Raw genomic sequence first — 16,786 nt, forward strand, 5'->3', positions numbered from 1 at the left:
CTTACAGTTTTCCAAAGCAGTGCACGAAGCCAGCCCCAAAGAAAAGACCCGGCAGGTCATACACCTGCCGGGTCCGGTATTACAGATTTGCGATCTGAGGCGATCAGTCGTCCAGGTTCTGAACCGGTGCTGCCAGTGCCGCGGCCTTTTCGGCCTCGATCCGGCGTGCATCGATCACAACGTTGTCGCGGTCGTGAGCGATCTTGCGCACGCGCGAGGTCGCACCACCGGTACCGGCGGGGATCAGACGACCGACGATCACGTTCTCTTTCAGGCCGACCAGCGTGTCGCGCTTGCCCTGTACCGCAGCTTCGGTAAGGACGCGGGTGGTCTCCTGGAACGAAGCCGCCGAGATGAAGCTGCGGGTCTGCAGCGACGCCTTGGTGATACCCAGCAGGATCGGTTCGCCACGAGCAGGACGGCCGCCCTTTTTGATGGCCTTCTCGTTCGCTGCGTCGAACTCTGCTTTCTCGACGTGTTCGCCCTTGAGCAGGGTGGTGTCACCGCTGTCCTGGATTTCCCACTTCTGAAGCATCTGACGTACGACAACCTCGATATGCTTGTCGTTGATCTTCACGCCCTGCAGTCGGTAAACGTCCTGCACTTCGTTGATCATGTAGTTCGCCAGAGCCTCGATGCCGAGGATCGCAAGGATGTCGTGGGGCGCAGGGTTACCGTCCATGATGTATTCACCCTTCTGGATGAAATCACCTTCCTGAACGGGAATGTGCTTGCCCTTGGGCACCATGTATTCGACCGGCTCTTTGTTCGAGTCCATCGGTTCGATCGTGATACGACGCTTGTTCTTGTAGTCGCGGCCAAAGCGCACGTAGCCATCGATTTCGGCGATGATTGCGTGGTCCTTGGGACGACGTGCTTCGAACAGTTCCGCAACGCGGGGCAGACCACCGGTAATGTCCTTGGTCTTGGTGCCTTCGCGGGGGATACGCGCCACAACGTCACCGGCAGACACGTCCTGACCTTCTTCGACCGACAGAATGGCGTCGACCGACATCGGGTAAGCAACGGGGTTGCCAGCATCGTTACGAACGGGTTCGCCAGACTCGGGATCAACGATGATGATCTCAGGCTTCAGCTCGTTGCCGCGCGGCGCGGTGCGCCAGTCGGTCACGATCTTCTGGGTCATACCGGTCGCATCGTCGGTGTCCTCGCGGACCGACACACCGTTGGTCAGGTCGACCAGACGTGCCTTACCCGTACGCTCTGCGATGATCGGCAGAGTGAAGGGGTCCCACTCGAACAGCTTGGTGCCGCGCTTGACGGTCGCACCTTCGGTGACGAACAGCTTGGTGCCGTAGCCCAGCTTGTAGCTGGCCAGTTCCGCGCCGTCGGTGCCGGTGATGATCAGCTGCATGTTCCGGCCCATCACGATCACTTCGTCCGAAGTGTTCTTGATGGTGTTGGGGTTACGGAACACAATCGTGCCCTCGTGACCCGCTTCCTGGAACGACTGCTGGCCACCCTGAGCAACGCCGCCGATGTGGAACGTACGCATGGTCAGCTGGGTACCGGGTTCACCGATCGACTGGGCCGCGATGATACCGACAGCCTCGCCCTGGTTCACCATGGTGCCGCGTGCAAGGTCACGACCGTAGCACATTGCGCAGACGCCATCTTCGGCTTCACAGGTCAGCGGCGAACGGACGCGAGCGGACTGGACACCGGCTTCGCCGATGCGGTCTGCCAGACGTTCGTCGATCAGAGTGCCGTTGGCTGCGATCACGTCATCGGTGCCGGGGACGCAGATATCCTCTGCCGCGGTACGACCCAGGATGCGCTCGGGCAGCGACGACACAACTTCACCATCGTTCACAGCTGCTTCGACGGTCACAGCTTTGTCGGTGCCACAGTCATGCTCACGGATGATGCAGTCCTGTGCCACGTCTACCAGACGACGGGTCAGGTAACCCGAGTTCGCCGTCTTCAAAGCGGTATCCGACAGACCCTTACGGGCACCGTGGGTCGAGTTGAAGTACTCGAGAACGGTCAGACCTTCTTTGAAGTTCGAGATGATCGGCGTCTCGATGATGTCGCCGTTCGGCTTCGCCATCAGGCCACGCATACCACCCAGCTGCTTCATCTGCGTTACCGAGCCACGAGCACCGGAGTGGGCCATCATGTAAACCGAGTTCGGTTCCATTTCAGCGCCGTTCTCGTCGCGCTTGGCGGCCGAGATGGTGTTCATCATTGCGTCGGTGACCGTGTCGTTACAACGGGTCCATGCGTCGATGACTTTGTTGTACTTTTCGCCCTGAGTGATCAGACCGTCCATGTACTGCTGTTCAAAGCCTTTGGCCTGCTCGCGGGTGGCTTCCACGATGTCCCACTTGTTGTCGGGGATCACCATGTCGTCCTTGCCGAACGAGATGCCTGCGCGGAACGCCTGACGGAAGCCGAGGGTCATGATCTGGTCACAGAAGATAACTGACTCTTTCTGGCCGCAGTAACGGTAGACGGTGTCGATGACCTGCTGCACTTCTTTCTTACGCAGCAGACGGTTGACCAGCGCAAAGGGCGCTTTGGCGTTCTGGGGCAGAAGGTTACCCAGCAGCACACGGCCGGGGGTGGTTTCGAAGCGCTGGTACACTTCCATCCCATCCTCGTCGATCTGCTTGACGCGGGCAGTAACCTTGGCGTGCAGGTGCACGGCACCGCTGTCCAGTGCGTGCTGCACTTCGTCCAGCGACGCAAAGGCCATGCCTTCACCCTTCATGCCGTCGCGCTGCAGGGTCACATAGTAGAGACCCAAGATCATATCCTGCGAAGGAACGATGATCGGCGCGCCGTTTGCGGGCGACAGAACGTTGTTAGTCGACATCATCAGGACGCGCGCTTCCAGCTGAGCTTCGAGGCTCAGGGGAACGTGCACAGCCATCTGGTCGCCGTCGAAGTCAGCGTTGAACGCCGAACACACCAGCGGGTGCAGCTGGATCGCTTTACCTTCGATCAGAGTGGGTTCGAACGCCTGAATGCCAAGACGGTGCAGCGTAGGCGCACGGTTCAGCATGACGGGGTGTTCGCGGATCACTTCGTCGAGGATATCCCAAACTTCGGGACGCTCTTTTTCGACCAGCTTCTTCGCCTGCTTCACGGTGCTCGACAGGCCTTTGGCCTCAAGGCGCGAGTAGATGAAGGGCTTGAAGAGTTCCAGCGCCATCTTCTTGGGCAGACCACATTGGTGCAGCTTGAGCTCCGGACCGGTCACGATGACCGAACGGCCCGAGAAGTCCACGCGCTTACCCAAAAGGTTCTGACGGAAGCGACCCTGCTTACCTTTCAGCATGTCGGACAGCGACTTCAGCGGACGCTTGTTCGCGCCGGTGATGACGCGGCCACGGCGGCCGTTGTCGAACAGTGCGTCTACTGCTTCTTGCAGCATACGCTTTTCGTTACGCACGATGATATCGGGCGCGCGGAGTTCGATCAGACGCTTCAGACGGTTGTTCCGGTTGATCACGCGGCGGTACAGATCGTTGAGATCCGAGGTCGCAAAACGGCCGCCATCCAGCGGAACCAGCGGACGCAGTTCCGGCGGGATCACGGGGATCACGGTCATGATCATCCACTCGGGGCGGTTGCCCGACTCGAGGAACGACTCAACGACTTTCAGACGCTTGATGATCTTCTTGGGCTTCAGTTCGCCGGTGGCTTCGGCCAGATCAGCGCGCAGCTGCTCGGCTTCGGCTTCCAGATCGATCGCAGCCAGCATTTCGCGGATCGCTTCAGCGCCGATGTTGGCGGTGAAGGCGTCCATGCCGTACTGGTCCTGAGCGTCCATGAACTCTTCTTCGGTCATCATCTGGCCGTAGGTCAGGTCAGTCAGACCGGGCTCGATAACAACATAGTTTTCGAAGTAGAGAACGCGTTCCAGATCACGCAGGGTCATGTCCAGCATCAGGCCGATGCGCGAGGGCAGCGACTTGAGGAACCAGATGTGCGCACAGGGCGCCGCCAGTTCGATGTGACCCATACGCTCGCGGCGTACTTTCTGCAGAGTGACTTCGACGCCGCACTTTTCACAGACGACGCCGCGGTACTTCATGCGCTTATATTTACCGCAAAGGCATTCGTAGTCTTTGATCGGGCCAAAGATACGCGCGCAGAACAGACCGTCACGCTCGGGCTTGAACGTACGGTAGTTGATGGTCTCGGGCTTTTTGATCTCGCCGTACGACCACGAGAGGATACGCTCGGGCGATGCCAGCGAAACGCGGATTTCGTCGAACGCCTTGGCGGGCGTCAACGGGTTGAACGGATTGTTCGTCAGTTCCTGGTTCATGTCAGAGTCCTTGAATGAGGCCGAAGGGGGTTAGGTAAGGGGCACGGGGCCCCTTACTCTTCCGCCTCCGAGTCCAGGAGTTCCATGTTCAGGCCGAGGCCGCGGACTTCCTTCACCAGAACGTTGAAGGATTCGGGCACGCCGGCCTCGAAGTTGTCCTCGCCCTTGACGATGCTCTCGTAGACCTTGGTACGGCCTGCAACGTCGTCCGACTTGACGGTCAGCATTTCCTGCAGGGTGTATGCCGCGCCGTATGCTTCCAGCGCCCACACTTCCATCTCACCGAAGCGCTGACCACCGAACTGCGCCTTACCACCCAGCGGCTGCTGGGTAACGAGGCTGTACGGACCAGTCGAACGCGCGTGGATTTTGTCGTCCACGAGGTGGTGCAGTTTCAGCATGTACTTGATGCCGACAGTTACCTTGCGGGCAAACTGCTCACCAGTACGGCCGTCGAAGAGTACCGACTGACCCGAAGTGTCAAAGCCGGCGCGCTTCAGTGCGTCGTTAACGTCTGCTTCCTTGGCGCCGTCGAAAACGGGGGTCGCGATCGGAACACCACGGGTGGCGTTCTGGGCACGCTCGATCAGCATACCCTCGTCCAGATCTGCAAAACCTTCTTCGTAGACGTCATCACCATAGGCGATACGCAGAGCTTCGCGAACGGGGGTCATATCGCCCGAACGACGGTACTCTTGCAGAGACTCGTCGATCTGGACACCCAGGTTACGCGACGCCCAACCCATGTGACACTCGAGGATCTGACCGACGTTCATGCGCGAAGGCACGCCGAGCGGGTTCAGACAGAGGTCAACAGGGGTACCGTCAGCCAGGAAGGGCATGTCTTCGATCGGGATAACCTTCGAGACCACACCTTTGTTACCGTGACGACCGGCCATCTTGTCACCGGGCTGCAGCTTGCGCTTCACCGCGATGAACACTTTGACCATCTTCATGACGCCCGGGGGCAGATCGTCGCCGCGGCGGACCTTCTCGACCTTGTCTTCGAAACGGGCATCCAGCGAACGCTTCTGAGCGTTGTACTGTTCATGCAGCGCTTCGACGATCTGTGCGTCGGATTCGGTTTCCAGCGCCAGCTGCCACCACTGACCACGGCTCAGGCTGTCCAGCAGCTCCTCGGTGATGTCGCTGTTGGGGCGCACACCTTTGGGGCCTTTGACGGCAACTTTGCCCAGGATCAGCTTGCGCAGACGGGCGTAGATGTTGCGGTCCAGGATGGCCAGCTCGTCGTCACGGTCGCGTGCCAGACGCTCGACTTCTTCACGCTCGATCTGGAGGGCACGTTCGTCCTTTTCCACACCGTGGCGGTTGAAGACGCGCACTTCGACAACGGTACCGTAGTCACCCGGGGGCAGACGCAGCGAAGTGTCACGAACGTCCGATGCCTTTTCACCAAAGATCGCGCGAAGCAGCTTTTCTTCGGGTGTCATCGGGCTTTCGCCCTTCGGAGTGATCTTGCCAACCAGAATGTCGCCCGGTCCAACCTCGGCGCCGATATACACGATGCCAGCCTCGTCGAGGTTGCGCAGCGCTTCTTCACCGACGTTCGGGATGTCGCGAGTGATTTCTTCCGGCCCAAGCTTGGTGTCACGGGCAGCGACTTCGAATTCCTCGAGGTGAACCGAGGTGTACACGTCGTCACGGACGATACGCTCGGAGATCAGGATCGAGTCTTCGTAGTTGTAGCCGTTCCAGGGCATGAAGGCCACGACGACGTTCTTACCGACAGCCAGTTCGCCCATCTCGGTGGCGGGGCCGTCAGCGATCACTTCGCCTTTGCCAACAATGTCGCCCACCTTCACCAGCGGACGCTGGTTGATGCACGAGTTCTGGTTCGAACGCTGGAACTTGCGCAGACGATAGATGTCAACGCCAGGGTCAGTCGGGTCCAGATCGCCGGTTGCACGAACAACCACACGCTGCGCGTCAACCTGGTCAACCACGCCGGCACGACGTGCCATGATGGCCGCGCCAGAGTCGCGAGCAACGATTTCCTCGATACCGGTGCCGACCAGCGGTGCTTCTGCCTGAAGCAGCGGCAGCGCCTGACGCATCATGTTCGAGCCCATCAGTGCGCGGTTCGCGTCGTCGTTCTCGAGGAACGGGATCAGCGATGCCGCGACCGAAACCAGCTGCTTGGGCGACACGTCGATCAGGTCAACGTTCTCGATCGGCTGCAGGGTGTAGTCACCTGCCTGACGGGTCGAGACCATTTCCTGAACGAACTTGGCGTCCTCGTCCAGTTCCGCGTTGGCCTGCGCAACGGTGTGGCGCATTTCCTCGGTTGCCGACAGGTAGACCACATCGTCAGTGACCTTGCCCTCGATAACCTTGCGGTAGGGGGTTTCAATGAAGCCGTATTTGTTCACGCGGGCAAAGGTTGCCAGCGAGTTGATCAGACCGATGTTCGGACCTTCCGGCGTCTCAATCGGGCACATACGGCCGTAGTGAGTTGCGTGAACGTCGCGAACCTCGAAGCCTGCGCGCTCGCGGGTCAGACCGCCCGGCCCCAGTGCCGAAAGACGACGCTTGTGCGTCACTTCGGACAGCGGGTTGGTCTGGTCCATGAACTGCGACAGCTGCGAAGAGCCGAAGAATTCACGTACAGCAGCAGCCGCAGGTTTCGCGTTGATCAGATCCTGGGGCATGACGGTGTCGATTTCGACCGACGACATGCGTTCCTTGATCGCGCGCTCCATACGCAGCAGACCGACGCGGTACTGGTTTTCCATCAGTTCGCCGACCGAACGGACACGACGGTTGCCGAGGTGGTCGATATCGTCCACTTCGCCTTTGCCGTCACGCAGTTCAACCAGAGCCTTGATACACGCGATGATGTCTTCACGGCGCAGGGTGCGCTGGGTGTCTTCTGCGTCGAGGTTCAGACGCATGTTCATCTTCACGCGGCCAACAGCCGACAGGTCGTAACGCTCGGAATCGAAGAACAGAGTGTCGAACAAAGCCGACGCCGCTTCGACGGTCGGCGGTTCACCCGGACGCATGACGCGATAGATATCCATGAGCGCGGTGTCGCGGTTCATGTTCTTGTCGGTCGCCATGGTGTTGCGGATGTACGCACCAACGTTGATGCCGTCGATGTCCAGAACCGGGATCTCGGTGATGCCAGCTTCCAGCAGTTCCTTGAGGGTACCACCGGTCACGTCGCCGTCACGGTCGACTTCCCAGGTCAGCTCGTCACCAGCTTCGATGTAGATCGCGCCGGTTTCCTCGTTGATGATGTCCTTGGCGACGTATTTGCCAACGATGTGATCAAACGGGATCAGCAGCTCGGTGATTTTGCCTTCGTCGATGATCTGCTTCACGGCGCGCGGCGTCATCTTCTTGCCGGCTTCGCAAATGATCTCGCCCGAGGCAGCGTCAACCAGGTCGTAGGTCGGACGGGTGCCGCGCACACGCTCGGGGAAGAACTTGGTGACCCAACCGCGGTTCCTCTCGAGCTTGAAGGTAACAGTTTCGTAGTAGGCGTCGCAGATGCCTTCCTGATCCAGACCCAAAGCGTACAGCAGAGTGGTCACGGGCAGTTTGCGGCGACGGTCGATACGGGCAAACACGATGTCCTTGGCGTCGAATTCGAAGTCGAGCCACGAGCCGCGGTAGGGGATAATGCGGCAGGCAAACAGCAGTTTACCGGACGAGTGGGTTTTACCCTTGTCGTGGTCAAAGAACACACCGGGCGAACGGTGCATCTGGCTGACGATCACGCGCTCGGTGCCGTTCACGATGAACGTACCGTTCGGGGTCATCAGGGGCATGTCGCCCATGAACACGTCTTGTTCTTTAATGTCTTTAACCGACTTCGCGCCGGTTTCTTCGTCGATATCGAACACGATCAGACGCAGCTTCACCTTCAGGGGTGCGCTGTAGGTCATGTCACGCTGCTGACATTCCTCGACGTCGTATTTCGGCTTTTCCAGCTCGTAATCGACAAACTCGAGGATCGCGGTTTCGTTGAAATCCTTGATCGGGAATACCGACTGGAACACGCCTTTGATACCCTCGCCGTCCTGGGGAACCGACTGATCGCCGGACTTCAGGAACAGGTCATAGGAGCTCTTCTGAACCTCAATGAGGTTCGGCATTTCCAGCACTTCGCGGATTTTACCGTAGTATCTACGCAGGCGTTTCTGGCCGAGGTAGGACTGAGCCATGGAGCGATCTCACCTTTCGTTTCTCATGCGGTTGCGCGCACCGTCGGGCCCCGGTCGCACACCCAAGAGACAGCGTGTTCTGGATCCATGCCTGGCCACCGTCCCACCGGCAGCCTCCCGATCCTTTGAACCTCGCCTTAGAAAAGAGTTAACGAAAAACTCTTTGCTGAGACAGGTTCAGCAGGGCTGGGGAAACCCCAACCCTGCCGCAAATCCAACCCGGATGAACTCCGGGACAAGATTACTTGAGCTCGACCGAAGCGCCTGCTTCTTCCAGCTGCTTTTTGATCGCTTCGGCTTCTGCCTTGTCGACGCCTTCTTTGACAGCTTTGCCACCGGCTTCAACCAGTTCTTTAGCTTCTTTCAGGCCCAGACCGGTGATCGCGCGAACTTCTTTGATCACGTTGATCTTCTTGTCGCCTGCTTCTTTCAGGATGACGTCGAATTCGGTCTTTTCTTCAGCAGCTGCGCCTGCGTCTGCCGCGGGGCCAGCAACCATTACTGCGCCGCCAGCTGCGGGCTCGATGCCGTACTCATCCTTCAGGATGGTTTTCAGTTCTTGTGCTTCCAGCAGGGTCAGACCAACGATCTCTTCTGCGAGTTTCTTCAGATCAGCCATTTTAGACTCTTTCCGTATGTATATTAAGATGTGTTCCAGCGTCAGGGCATAGCCCTACGCGGCTCTCTTGATTGCGTTATCAGGCGGCTGCCTTGTCTTCGATGGTAGACAGGATGCCGGCGATGTTCGAAGCAGGTGCGCCAATGGCACCGGCGATGTTCGAAGCGGGCGCGGCGATACAACCAACGATCGAGGCAATAAGCTCCTCGCGCGAAGGCATTTTCGACACGGCTTCAACACCGGCACGGTCCAGAGCGTTCTCACCCATTGCACCGCCGAGGATTTTGAACTTGTCATTACCCTTGGCGAAGTCCTCGGCGACCTTGGCTGCTGCCACGGGGTCTTCCGAGAAGGTCAGAACGGTCATGCCCGAAAGGTACTCTGCCATGCTTGCGCAGGGCTTACCCTCCAGAGCGATCTTGGCGAGCCTGTTCTTGGCAACACGTACCGACGCATCCGCTGCGCGCGCACGCGCACGCAGGTCTTGCATCTCCGCAACCGTGAGACCCTCGTAGTGGGCAACCACAACGACGCCAGAGCTTTCAAAGATCTGGCCGAGTTCCTCGACCACCTTCTCTTTTTGTGCTCTATCCACAGTTTTACTCCAAGTTTGGGGTTTCCCCCGGCTCAAGTTTGCCCTGACAAAGTCAGAGCGTCGGGTCCGTTTCAGGGTCCCGAAGCCAAGATCCTCGGGGCGGTAGCCCCATACGGAATTCTTAGTTCGTTCCCCATCTCAGAAAGGCGGATATTAAGCCCCTTGCGGAACACCCTTCGTCTCGGACAGGACGGGGCCATCGGGCCCCGCCATCCAGGTTTCCCTGGAATTCTTAGTTGGCAGCGCCAGCCGAAGCGACGTCTACCGATACACCGCCGCCCATGGTCGAGCTGATCGATACCTTCTTGATGTAGGTACCTTTCGCGCCTGCGGGCTTCGCTTTTGCAACTGCATCTACGAATGCGCGGATGTTTTCAACCAGTTTGTCGGCATCGAACGAAGCTTTGCCAACACCAGCGTGGATCACACCAGCCTTCTCAACTTTGAACTGGACCTGGCCGCCTTTGGCGTCCGACACTGCCTGAGCAACGTCCATGGTCACGGTGCCGACTTTGGGGTTCGGCATCAGGTTGCGGGGGCCAAGCACCTTACCCAGACGGCCAACGATCGGCATCATGTCGGGGGTTGCGATGCAGCGATCGAACTCGATCTTGCCGCCCTGGATGGTTTCCATCAGGTCTTCTGCGCCAACGATGTCTGCGCCTGCTGCTTTGGCTTCGTCAGCCTTGGCACCACGTGCGAACACTGCAACGCGAACGGTTTTGCCGGTGCCGTTGGGCAGGCTGACAACACCGCGAACCATCTGGTCAGCGTGACGGGGGTCAACGCCGAGGTTCATTGCGATCTCGATGGTTTCGTCGAACTTGGCGGTGGCGTTTGCCTTTACCAGCTCAACGGCTTCTACGATTGCGAGGTCTTCTTTACCAGCAAAGGCTTCGCGGACGGCGCGGGTGCGTTTACCAAGCTTAGCCATTACTTTACCTCGATGCCCATCGAACGGGCCGAGCCCATGATGATTTTCATTGCCTGCTCAACGCTGTTCGCGTTCAGGTCTTTCATTTTCGCTTCTGCGATTTCACGAACCTGCTTCGCGGTCACGGTACCAGCAGTTGCGCGACCGGGGGTCTTGGAACCACCCTGAAGCTTAGCAGCCTTCTTCAGGAAATACGACGCGGGGGGCGTCTTGATTTCCATGGTGAACGACTTGTCCTGGTAGTAGTAGATCACGGTCGGGCAAGGCGCACCAACTTCCATCTCCTGCGTCTTGGCGTTGAACGCCTTGCAGAATTCCATGATGTTGATACCGCGCTGACCCAGAGCGGGGCCGACCGGCGGAGAGGGGTTCGCTTTGCCCGCAGGCACTTGCAGCTTGAGGCTGCCAATCAGTTTCTTAGCCATTTGGCTTTTCCTTTATCCAACACCTTCGGGACGCGTCCGTCAGGCTGACTGTTGTCGCGGTGTGGTTTCAGGGCCGCGGCCCCTCCCCTCCCGCGGGGACACTCAGACCAGTTTGGTGACCTGAGTGAATTCCAGTTCGACCGGGGTCTCGCGACCAAAGATCGAAACGGTGACCTTCAGACGCTGGTTGTCGTCGTCCACCTCTTCGACCATCCCGTCGAAATCTTCGAACGGGCCGTCATTGACCTTGACCTTTTCACCAACCTCGAAGCGCAGCAGGGTGCGCGGCGCTTCTTCGGTTTCCTGAACGCGGTTCAGGATCGCGTTGACTTCCGAATCACGCATGGGCAGCGGACGCCCCTGCGGACCCAGGAAACCGGTCACGCGGTTGATCGAAGTCACCAGAAGGAACGTCTCGTCGGTCAGCTGCATGCGGACCAGGACGTAACCGGGCATAAAGCGGCGCTCGGTCGTTACCTTCTTGCCCCGGCGGATCTCGATCACCTCTTCGGTGGGAACCAGGACTTCTTCGATCAGGTCTTCAAGGCCCTTTTCGGCGGCTTTCTGTCTGATTTGTTCGGCGATCTTTTTCTCGAAGTTCGAGAGAACGCTCACCGAATACCAACGCTTTGCCATTTGGGCCTCTGTCTCGTTTCCTCAGCACTTGGCCGGAGCCGCGTGCAAATTCCATTTGATATCTGCGGTTTAACCGCAGTTCGTCCAATAAAAACGGGCGCGGGCTACGAATCGCCACACGCCACACATAGGACAGTGAAGCGCCTATTACCCCCCCGAGCGCAGAATTTCAAGGCTTAAGGGAGGGAAAGCGATCAGCTTACCGCAGCAAGCAGGCCCTGCAGGCCAAAGCGGATCAGAAGATCCACCACAAAGAAAAATACGGCAAAGAGCGACGCCATAATGAACACCATAAGGGTGGTCAGCATGACTTCTTTGCGGGACGGCCAAGCGACCTTCGCGATCTCGGCGCGGGTCTGCTGGACGAACTGGAGCGGGTTGGTGTTGGCCATGGTGGTCCTCACTTTTCTGGCGGGTCACATACGCCCTAAGGACACAGAGTTCAAGTCTGGCGGACGTATGGTTCGCGTATGGCTGGCGTCATGACGCAGGGCGGCGCAAAAGGGTCACGTTTTCCAGATCCATGATCCGGTTAAGGTCCGCCAAATAGGCCGCGCGGCTGGCCTCTAGTACCTTGCGGGGCCACGGCTGGAACCGGTCGGACGGGTCACGGACGGGGTACTGGGCCTTGGCGATGCGGGCGGATTTCTGGGGTTCGGGGCGGTCGGCCCCCTGCCCCTCGAGGACCGCAATCGCGGCGGCAGAGATCGAGCTGTTCACATGCCCTTCGATCGGATCAAGGGCGGCCCCTTCGCCAAGCATGTGCTCGACGATCTGGGGAAACACGATTTGGTAATCCTCTTGGCTCCAGACAACCACGCGATTCGTCTGGGCCAGCTCGGCGATCAGATCGGACCAGCGCAGGGTGTCGGGGCTGCGCCCTTCGGTAAAGGCGTCGATGCCATCGCAGGCCAGCCCGTTGAACACCGCATGGGCATAGAGGGAGGCAAGCCACGTCGCCGGATCGCGCACCGCCATATAGAGGGTCACGTCGGCGCCGGTCAGGGCATCCGTGATATCGGCAATCTTTTTGGCGCCCTGCGGATAGAGGGGGCGGCGCGATTTGGGCCGGAACTGGGGGCCCATCAGGTTTTCTTCGGAGATGACCAGTTCATCGCAATCGCCGGCCATGTCGGGGGCGCTTTGCCCGCGCGCGAGACGCTTGTTCAGGGGCACGCCATCCTTGCGCAGGGACTTGGGGCCCAGAAAGCAGACATCCCAATCGGCCAGCTGTTCGGCAGCGGCTTCGAGCGTTTTCTGCAGATGGGTGGACGCTGTTTTATGCGCACCGATATGCAGTGATACTGGGATTGTTTTCATTTCGCGCTCCGTCATGTGGCTGCGAAATTTGGCCTGGCAGGGGCAGCAGGGTTCGAACCCGCGACCTACGGTTTTGGAGACCGTCGCTCTACCAGCTGAGCTATACCCCTAAGGCCGTGAGGCTGTCTAATCGGCCCGCGCGGGGTTTGCAAGACGGAATTCGCCATAACTTGCCAGAAGGTCGTGGATATTTTTAGCGGCGTCTTCCGATCCACCGCAGCATGACCAGACCAAGGATCTGCACCACCGCGATCACCGCACAGATGATGGCCAGATCAGCAAAGGCGTGGCTGTCATTCACCCCCGGCATCCCGCCCACGTTCACGCCGAAAAGGCCGGTGAGAAAGCCCAGCGGCAGAAAGATCACCGAGGCCATGGACATGACGAACATGTTCTTGTTCAGGCGGTCCGAGAGCTGGCCGGAAAGCTCTTCGCGCAGAACCATGGTCTGGTCGCGCAGCTCTTCCATATCCTCGACGATGCGGGTCATTTTGATGGCCTCTTCTTCGATCTCGCGGCGAGTGACGAGGTCGATAAAGGGGGCGTCAGACCGGACGACGTCCGAGAGGACATCGCGCTGGGGAACAAGGAAGCGCAGGGCGGCGATGACCTGAAGGCGCATGTCCACCACCTCGCGGCGGAGGGATTCGCTGCCTTGGGCGATCACGGCGTCCTCGAGGGTTTCTGCCTGCTTGTCGAGGCTGGTCTGGAACTTGCCGATGCCAGCCACGAGGTATTCGATCAGCTGCACCAGAAAGGCGCCCGCAGATTCGGGGCCCCTGCCCCGCCGGATTTCGGAATCCAGCAGCTCGATCGAGCGGACGCGCTTGCGCGAGATGGTCACGATGCGGTGGGCGTCAATGTACATCCGGACCGAGACCATGTCTTCGGGGTCCTCGCCTTCGTTCCAGTTCATGCCGCGCAGGATGATCATGAGGCCGTCGCCTAGGGCCATCATGCGGGGGCGCGTGTCCACGTCGAGCAGGGCCTCGGCGGCTTGGGGGTCCAGATAGTCGAGGTGGGTCATGATCCAGTCCTCGGCCGCGCCGTGGGTGCCGCTGAGGTGGACCCAGCCAAGGGTGTCCTCGCGCAGGGTGTGGATCAGCTTGGTCTCGTCGCAGACGCCGCGGTCGGGGCCGTTCAGGATGTGGGCAAGCAGGATCGGGCTGGTGTCGGTCATGAGGGGGCCTTCGGGTCGGGTGTCGGCAGGATAACGCATCGCACGGCCGATACGATCCCGCAAAAGCAAAAAGGCCGCCCGGAGGCGGCCTTTCCGTAATCGGGGAAAACCCTGATTACTCGACGATTTTGGCAACGACGCCCGAACCAACGGTACGGCCACCTTCGCGGATCGCGAAGCGCAGACCTTCTTCCATTGCGATCGGAGCGATCAGCTCTACGGCAAAGCGCAGGTTGTCGCCGGGCATAACCATCTCGGTGCCCTCGGGCAGTACGACGGTACCGGTCACGTCAGTGGTACGGAAGTAGAACTGCGGACGGTAGTTCGCGAAGAACGGAGTGTGACGGCCGCCTTCTTCTTTGGTCAGAATGTAGACTTCCGACTCGAACTTGGTGTGCGGCTGAACCGAACCGGGCTTACACAGAACCTGGCCACGCTCAACGCCTTCACGGTCAACACCGCGCAGCAGGGCGCCGATGTTGTCGCCTGCCTCACCACGGTCCAGCAGCTTGCGGAACATTTCCACACCGGTGCAGGTGGTGGTTTTGGTGTCGCGGATACCAACGATCTCGATCGAGTCGCCAACGTTGATCACGCCACGCTCAACACGGCCAGTCACAACGGTACCACGGCCCGAGATCGAGAACACGTCTTCGATCGGCATCAGGAAGGGCTGGTCGATCGCACGAGCAGGGGTCGGGATGTATTCGTCAACAGCTGCCAGCAGTTCACGGATCTTGTTCTCGCCGATCTCGGGATCACGGCCTTCCATTGCGGCCAGAGCCGAACCTGCAACGATCGGAATATCGTCGCCGGGGAAGTCGTAGCTGGACAGCAGTTCGCGAACTTCCATCTCAACCAGCTCGAGCAGCTCTTCGTCGTCAACCTGGTCAACTTTGTTCAGGAACACGACCAGCGCGGGAACGCCAACCTGACGCGCCAGCAGGATGTGCTCGCGGGTCTGGGGCATCGGGCCGTCTGCTGCGTTCACAACCAGAATGCCGCCGTCCATCTGCGCAGCACCGGTGATCATGTTCTTCACATAGTCAGCGTGGCCGGGGCAGTCGACGTGTGCGTAGTGACGTGCTTCGGTCTCGTACTCGACGTGTGCGGTCGAGATGGTGATGCCGCGAGCTTTCTCTTCGGGCGCGCCGTCGATCTGGTCGTACGCTTTGAAGTCACCGAAGTACTTGGTGATCGCTGCAGTCAGAGTGGTCTTACCGTGGTCAACGTGACCAATGGTGCCGATGTTTACGTGCGGTTTGTTCCGCGCAAACTTTTCCTTTGCCATCGATGGCGCCTCGTGAGTTGGGGGGGCAGCCTGCCCCGGTTCAGCATCGCGGGCGATGTATTGGACGCCATCAAGAAAATCAAGCGTCAGATGACATTCGCAGGGTTTGGAAACGCGATGTTGTGATGCCGCATCGCCCGCCACCGGCAAAAAACCGCGACGGGCCGTGGATTTGGTTTATTCCGCGGGGGTTACCGCTGCCGCAGCATCGGCTGCGGGCAGGGTCGTGGTTTCCACGGTTTCGGTGGTATCCGCCCCGGTTTCATTGGGCTCTGCGCCCTCTTCGGTGGTGGCATCACCGGCCGGTTTGTCGAGCCCGAACGCCTCGATATTCTTTTCCAGCCAGTGCTCGATGCGCTTGGCCGCGTTGTAAGACAGGTTTTCCATCTGCTCTTCGCGGGTCTGGGTCAGACCCGAGCCAAAGATGTTCCGCCCCGAGAACGATTCGAGCACCATAATGCGCTCTGGTTCGTCGTTGACCTTCTTGCCTTTGGCGTCATCCCAGAGGGTCACGTTCAGGATCAGCACCGACTTGGGCGCCAGCACCAGCGGGATGCCGGTCTGGGCCACAACGTAGCCATCCACGCTGATCCCGAGGTGGTAGAGCTTGCCGCCTTCGTAACGGCCAAAGCGGGCGGCGATGGCGGCGCGCATGGTGTCCACCCACTCTTCGGGGGCGACGTCGCGGGACAAGGGGCCCTGCACCGGATGGGGCGCCACAACGACGTTATGCCCCAGCTCGAACAGACCCAGCGGGACCGGCGGTTGGTCCAGATCGGACTTCTTCGCACAAGCGGCGAGGAGGCAAAGCATAGCGATGGCAATAAAACGGGTCATGGGCGCTCCGGATGACGGGTTCGGGAACGGCAATAGCCCGAATTGCGCCACAGGATCAACGCAAGATCGGTTAGTGGCCCGCCGTGCCCGAAAAGGCAAAGATCGTCACAACCCCCGACAGGATCAGCCCAAGGCCGATCAGCGCGGGCAAATCCAGCCGTTCTGCATAGACGACCCAGCCCACGACCGAGATCAGCACGATCCCCAGACCGCTCCAGACCGCGTAGACGATGCCGACGGGCAGAGCGCGCAAGGTCACGGTCAGCAGGTAGAAGGCGATGATATAGGACACAACGGTCACCAAGGTGGGCCCCAGACGGGTGAATTCCTCGGTGCGTTTGAGCGCGGAGGTGCCGATGACCTCGCAAACTATTGCCGTGGCGAGGGCCAGATAGGGCAGCATCTACGACTCCTTAACCGTTTACAGACAGCGCATGACGCCTACATCCTTAACCACAA

Annotated in this window: 13 protein-coding genes and 1 tRNA gene; all 14 read right to left on the minus strand. The window is 59.5% G+C overall.

Annotated elements, in window-relative coordinates; all coding sequences use genetic code 11:
* Positions 1-103: 103 nt before the first annotated feature.
* Entirely contained in the window at positions 104-4,300 is a 4,197-nt protein-coding gene (gene rpoC / locus HJ536_RS01160; RefSeq protein WP_177156393.1) for a DNA-directed RNA polymerase subunit beta', read from the minus strand.
* A gap of 53 nt (positions 4,301-4,353) precedes the next feature.
* Positions 4,354-8,490: a DNA-directed RNA polymerase subunit beta gene (rpoB, locus tag HJ536_RS01165; RefSeq protein WP_177156394.1), complete on the minus strand. Its 4,137-nt coding sequence runs from the start codon at positions 8,488-8,490 to the stop codon at positions 4,354-4,356.
* Between the two features lie 241 nt (positions 8,491-8,731).
* Entirely contained in the window at positions 8,732-9,109 is a 378-nt protein-coding gene (gene rplL, locus HJ536_RS01170) for a 50S ribosomal protein L7/L12 (protein ID WP_177156395.1), read from the minus strand.
* A 79-nt stretch (positions 9,110-9,188) separates the two neighbouring features.
* Entirely contained in the window at positions 9,189-9,704 is a 516-nt protein-coding gene (gene rplJ / locus HJ536_RS01175) for a 50S ribosomal protein L10 (protein WP_176852841.1), read from the minus strand.
* 232 nt (positions 9,705-9,936) lie between these two features.
* Complete coding sequence (rplA, locus tag HJ536_RS01180) at positions 9,937-10,638, minus strand: 50S ribosomal protein L1 (protein ID WP_176852840.1); 702 nt, start codon at positions 10,636-10,638, stop codon at positions 9,937-9,939.
* Positions 10,638-11,063 carry a 50S ribosomal protein L11 gene (gene rplK, locus HJ536_RS01185; RefSeq protein ID WP_176852839.1) on the minus strand — a complete coding sequence of 142 codons (426 nt, stop codon included), beginning with the start codon at positions 11,061-11,063 and terminating at the stop codon, positions 10,638-10,640. The genes rplA and rplK overlap by 1 nt, the downstream gene beginning before the upstream one ends.
* A 102-nt stretch (positions 11,064-11,165) precedes the next feature.
* Positions 11,166-11,699 (minus strand): transcription termination/antitermination protein NusG, encoded by a 534-nt coding sequence (gene nusG / locus HJ536_RS01190; RefSeq protein WP_176852838.1) that lies wholly within the window; start codon positions 11,697-11,699, stop codon positions 11,166-11,168.
* Positions 11,700-11,893: 194 nt separating this feature from the next.
* Entirely contained in the window at positions 11,894-12,091 is a 198-nt protein-coding gene (secE, locus tag HJ536_RS01195) for a preprotein translocase subunit SecE (RefSeq protein WP_177156396.1), read from the minus strand.
* An 88-nt stretch (positions 12,092-12,179) separates the two neighbouring features.
* Positions 12,180-13,019 (minus strand): hypothetical protein, encoded by an 840-nt coding sequence (locus HJ536_RS01200; protein ID WP_177156397.1) that lies wholly within the window; start codon positions 13,017-13,019, stop codon positions 12,180-12,182.
* 34 nt (positions 13,020-13,053) lie between these two features.
* Positions 13,054-13,129, minus strand: a tRNA-Trp gene (locus HJ536_RS01205).
* Positions 13,130-13,212: 83 nt separating this feature from the next.
* Positions 13,213-14,238, minus strand: coding sequence for a zinc transporter ZntB (locus tag HJ536_RS01210; RefSeq protein ID WP_177156398.1), 1,026 nt, complete (start codon positions 14,236-14,238; stop codon positions 13,213-13,215).
* 76 nt (positions 14,239-14,314) lie between these two features.
* Positions 14,315-15,490, minus strand: coding sequence for an elongation factor Tu (tuf, locus tag HJ536_RS01215; RefSeq protein ID WP_176852834.1), 1,176 nt, complete (start codon positions 15,488-15,490; stop codon positions 14,315-14,317).
* A 177-nt stretch (positions 15,491-15,667) separates the two neighbouring features.
* Complete coding sequence (locus HJ536_RS01220; RefSeq protein ID WP_177156399.1) at positions 15,668-16,327, minus strand: hypothetical protein; 660 nt, start codon at positions 16,325-16,327, stop codon at positions 15,668-15,670.
* A 70-nt stretch (positions 16,328-16,397) separates the two neighbouring features.
* The gene (locus HJ536_RS01225) at positions 16,398-16,730 is read right to left on the minus strand and encodes a DMT family transporter (protein WP_176852832.1); all 333 of its coding nucleotides are present in this window, start codon (positions 16,728-16,730) and stop codon (positions 16,398-16,400) included.
* Positions 16,731-16,786 lie beyond the last annotated feature (56 nt).

Source organism: Donghicola mangrovi (assembly GCF_013377535.1).
GTDB lineage: Bacteria > Pseudomonadota > Alphaproteobacteria > Rhodobacterales > Rhodobacteraceae > Donghicola > Donghicola mangrovi.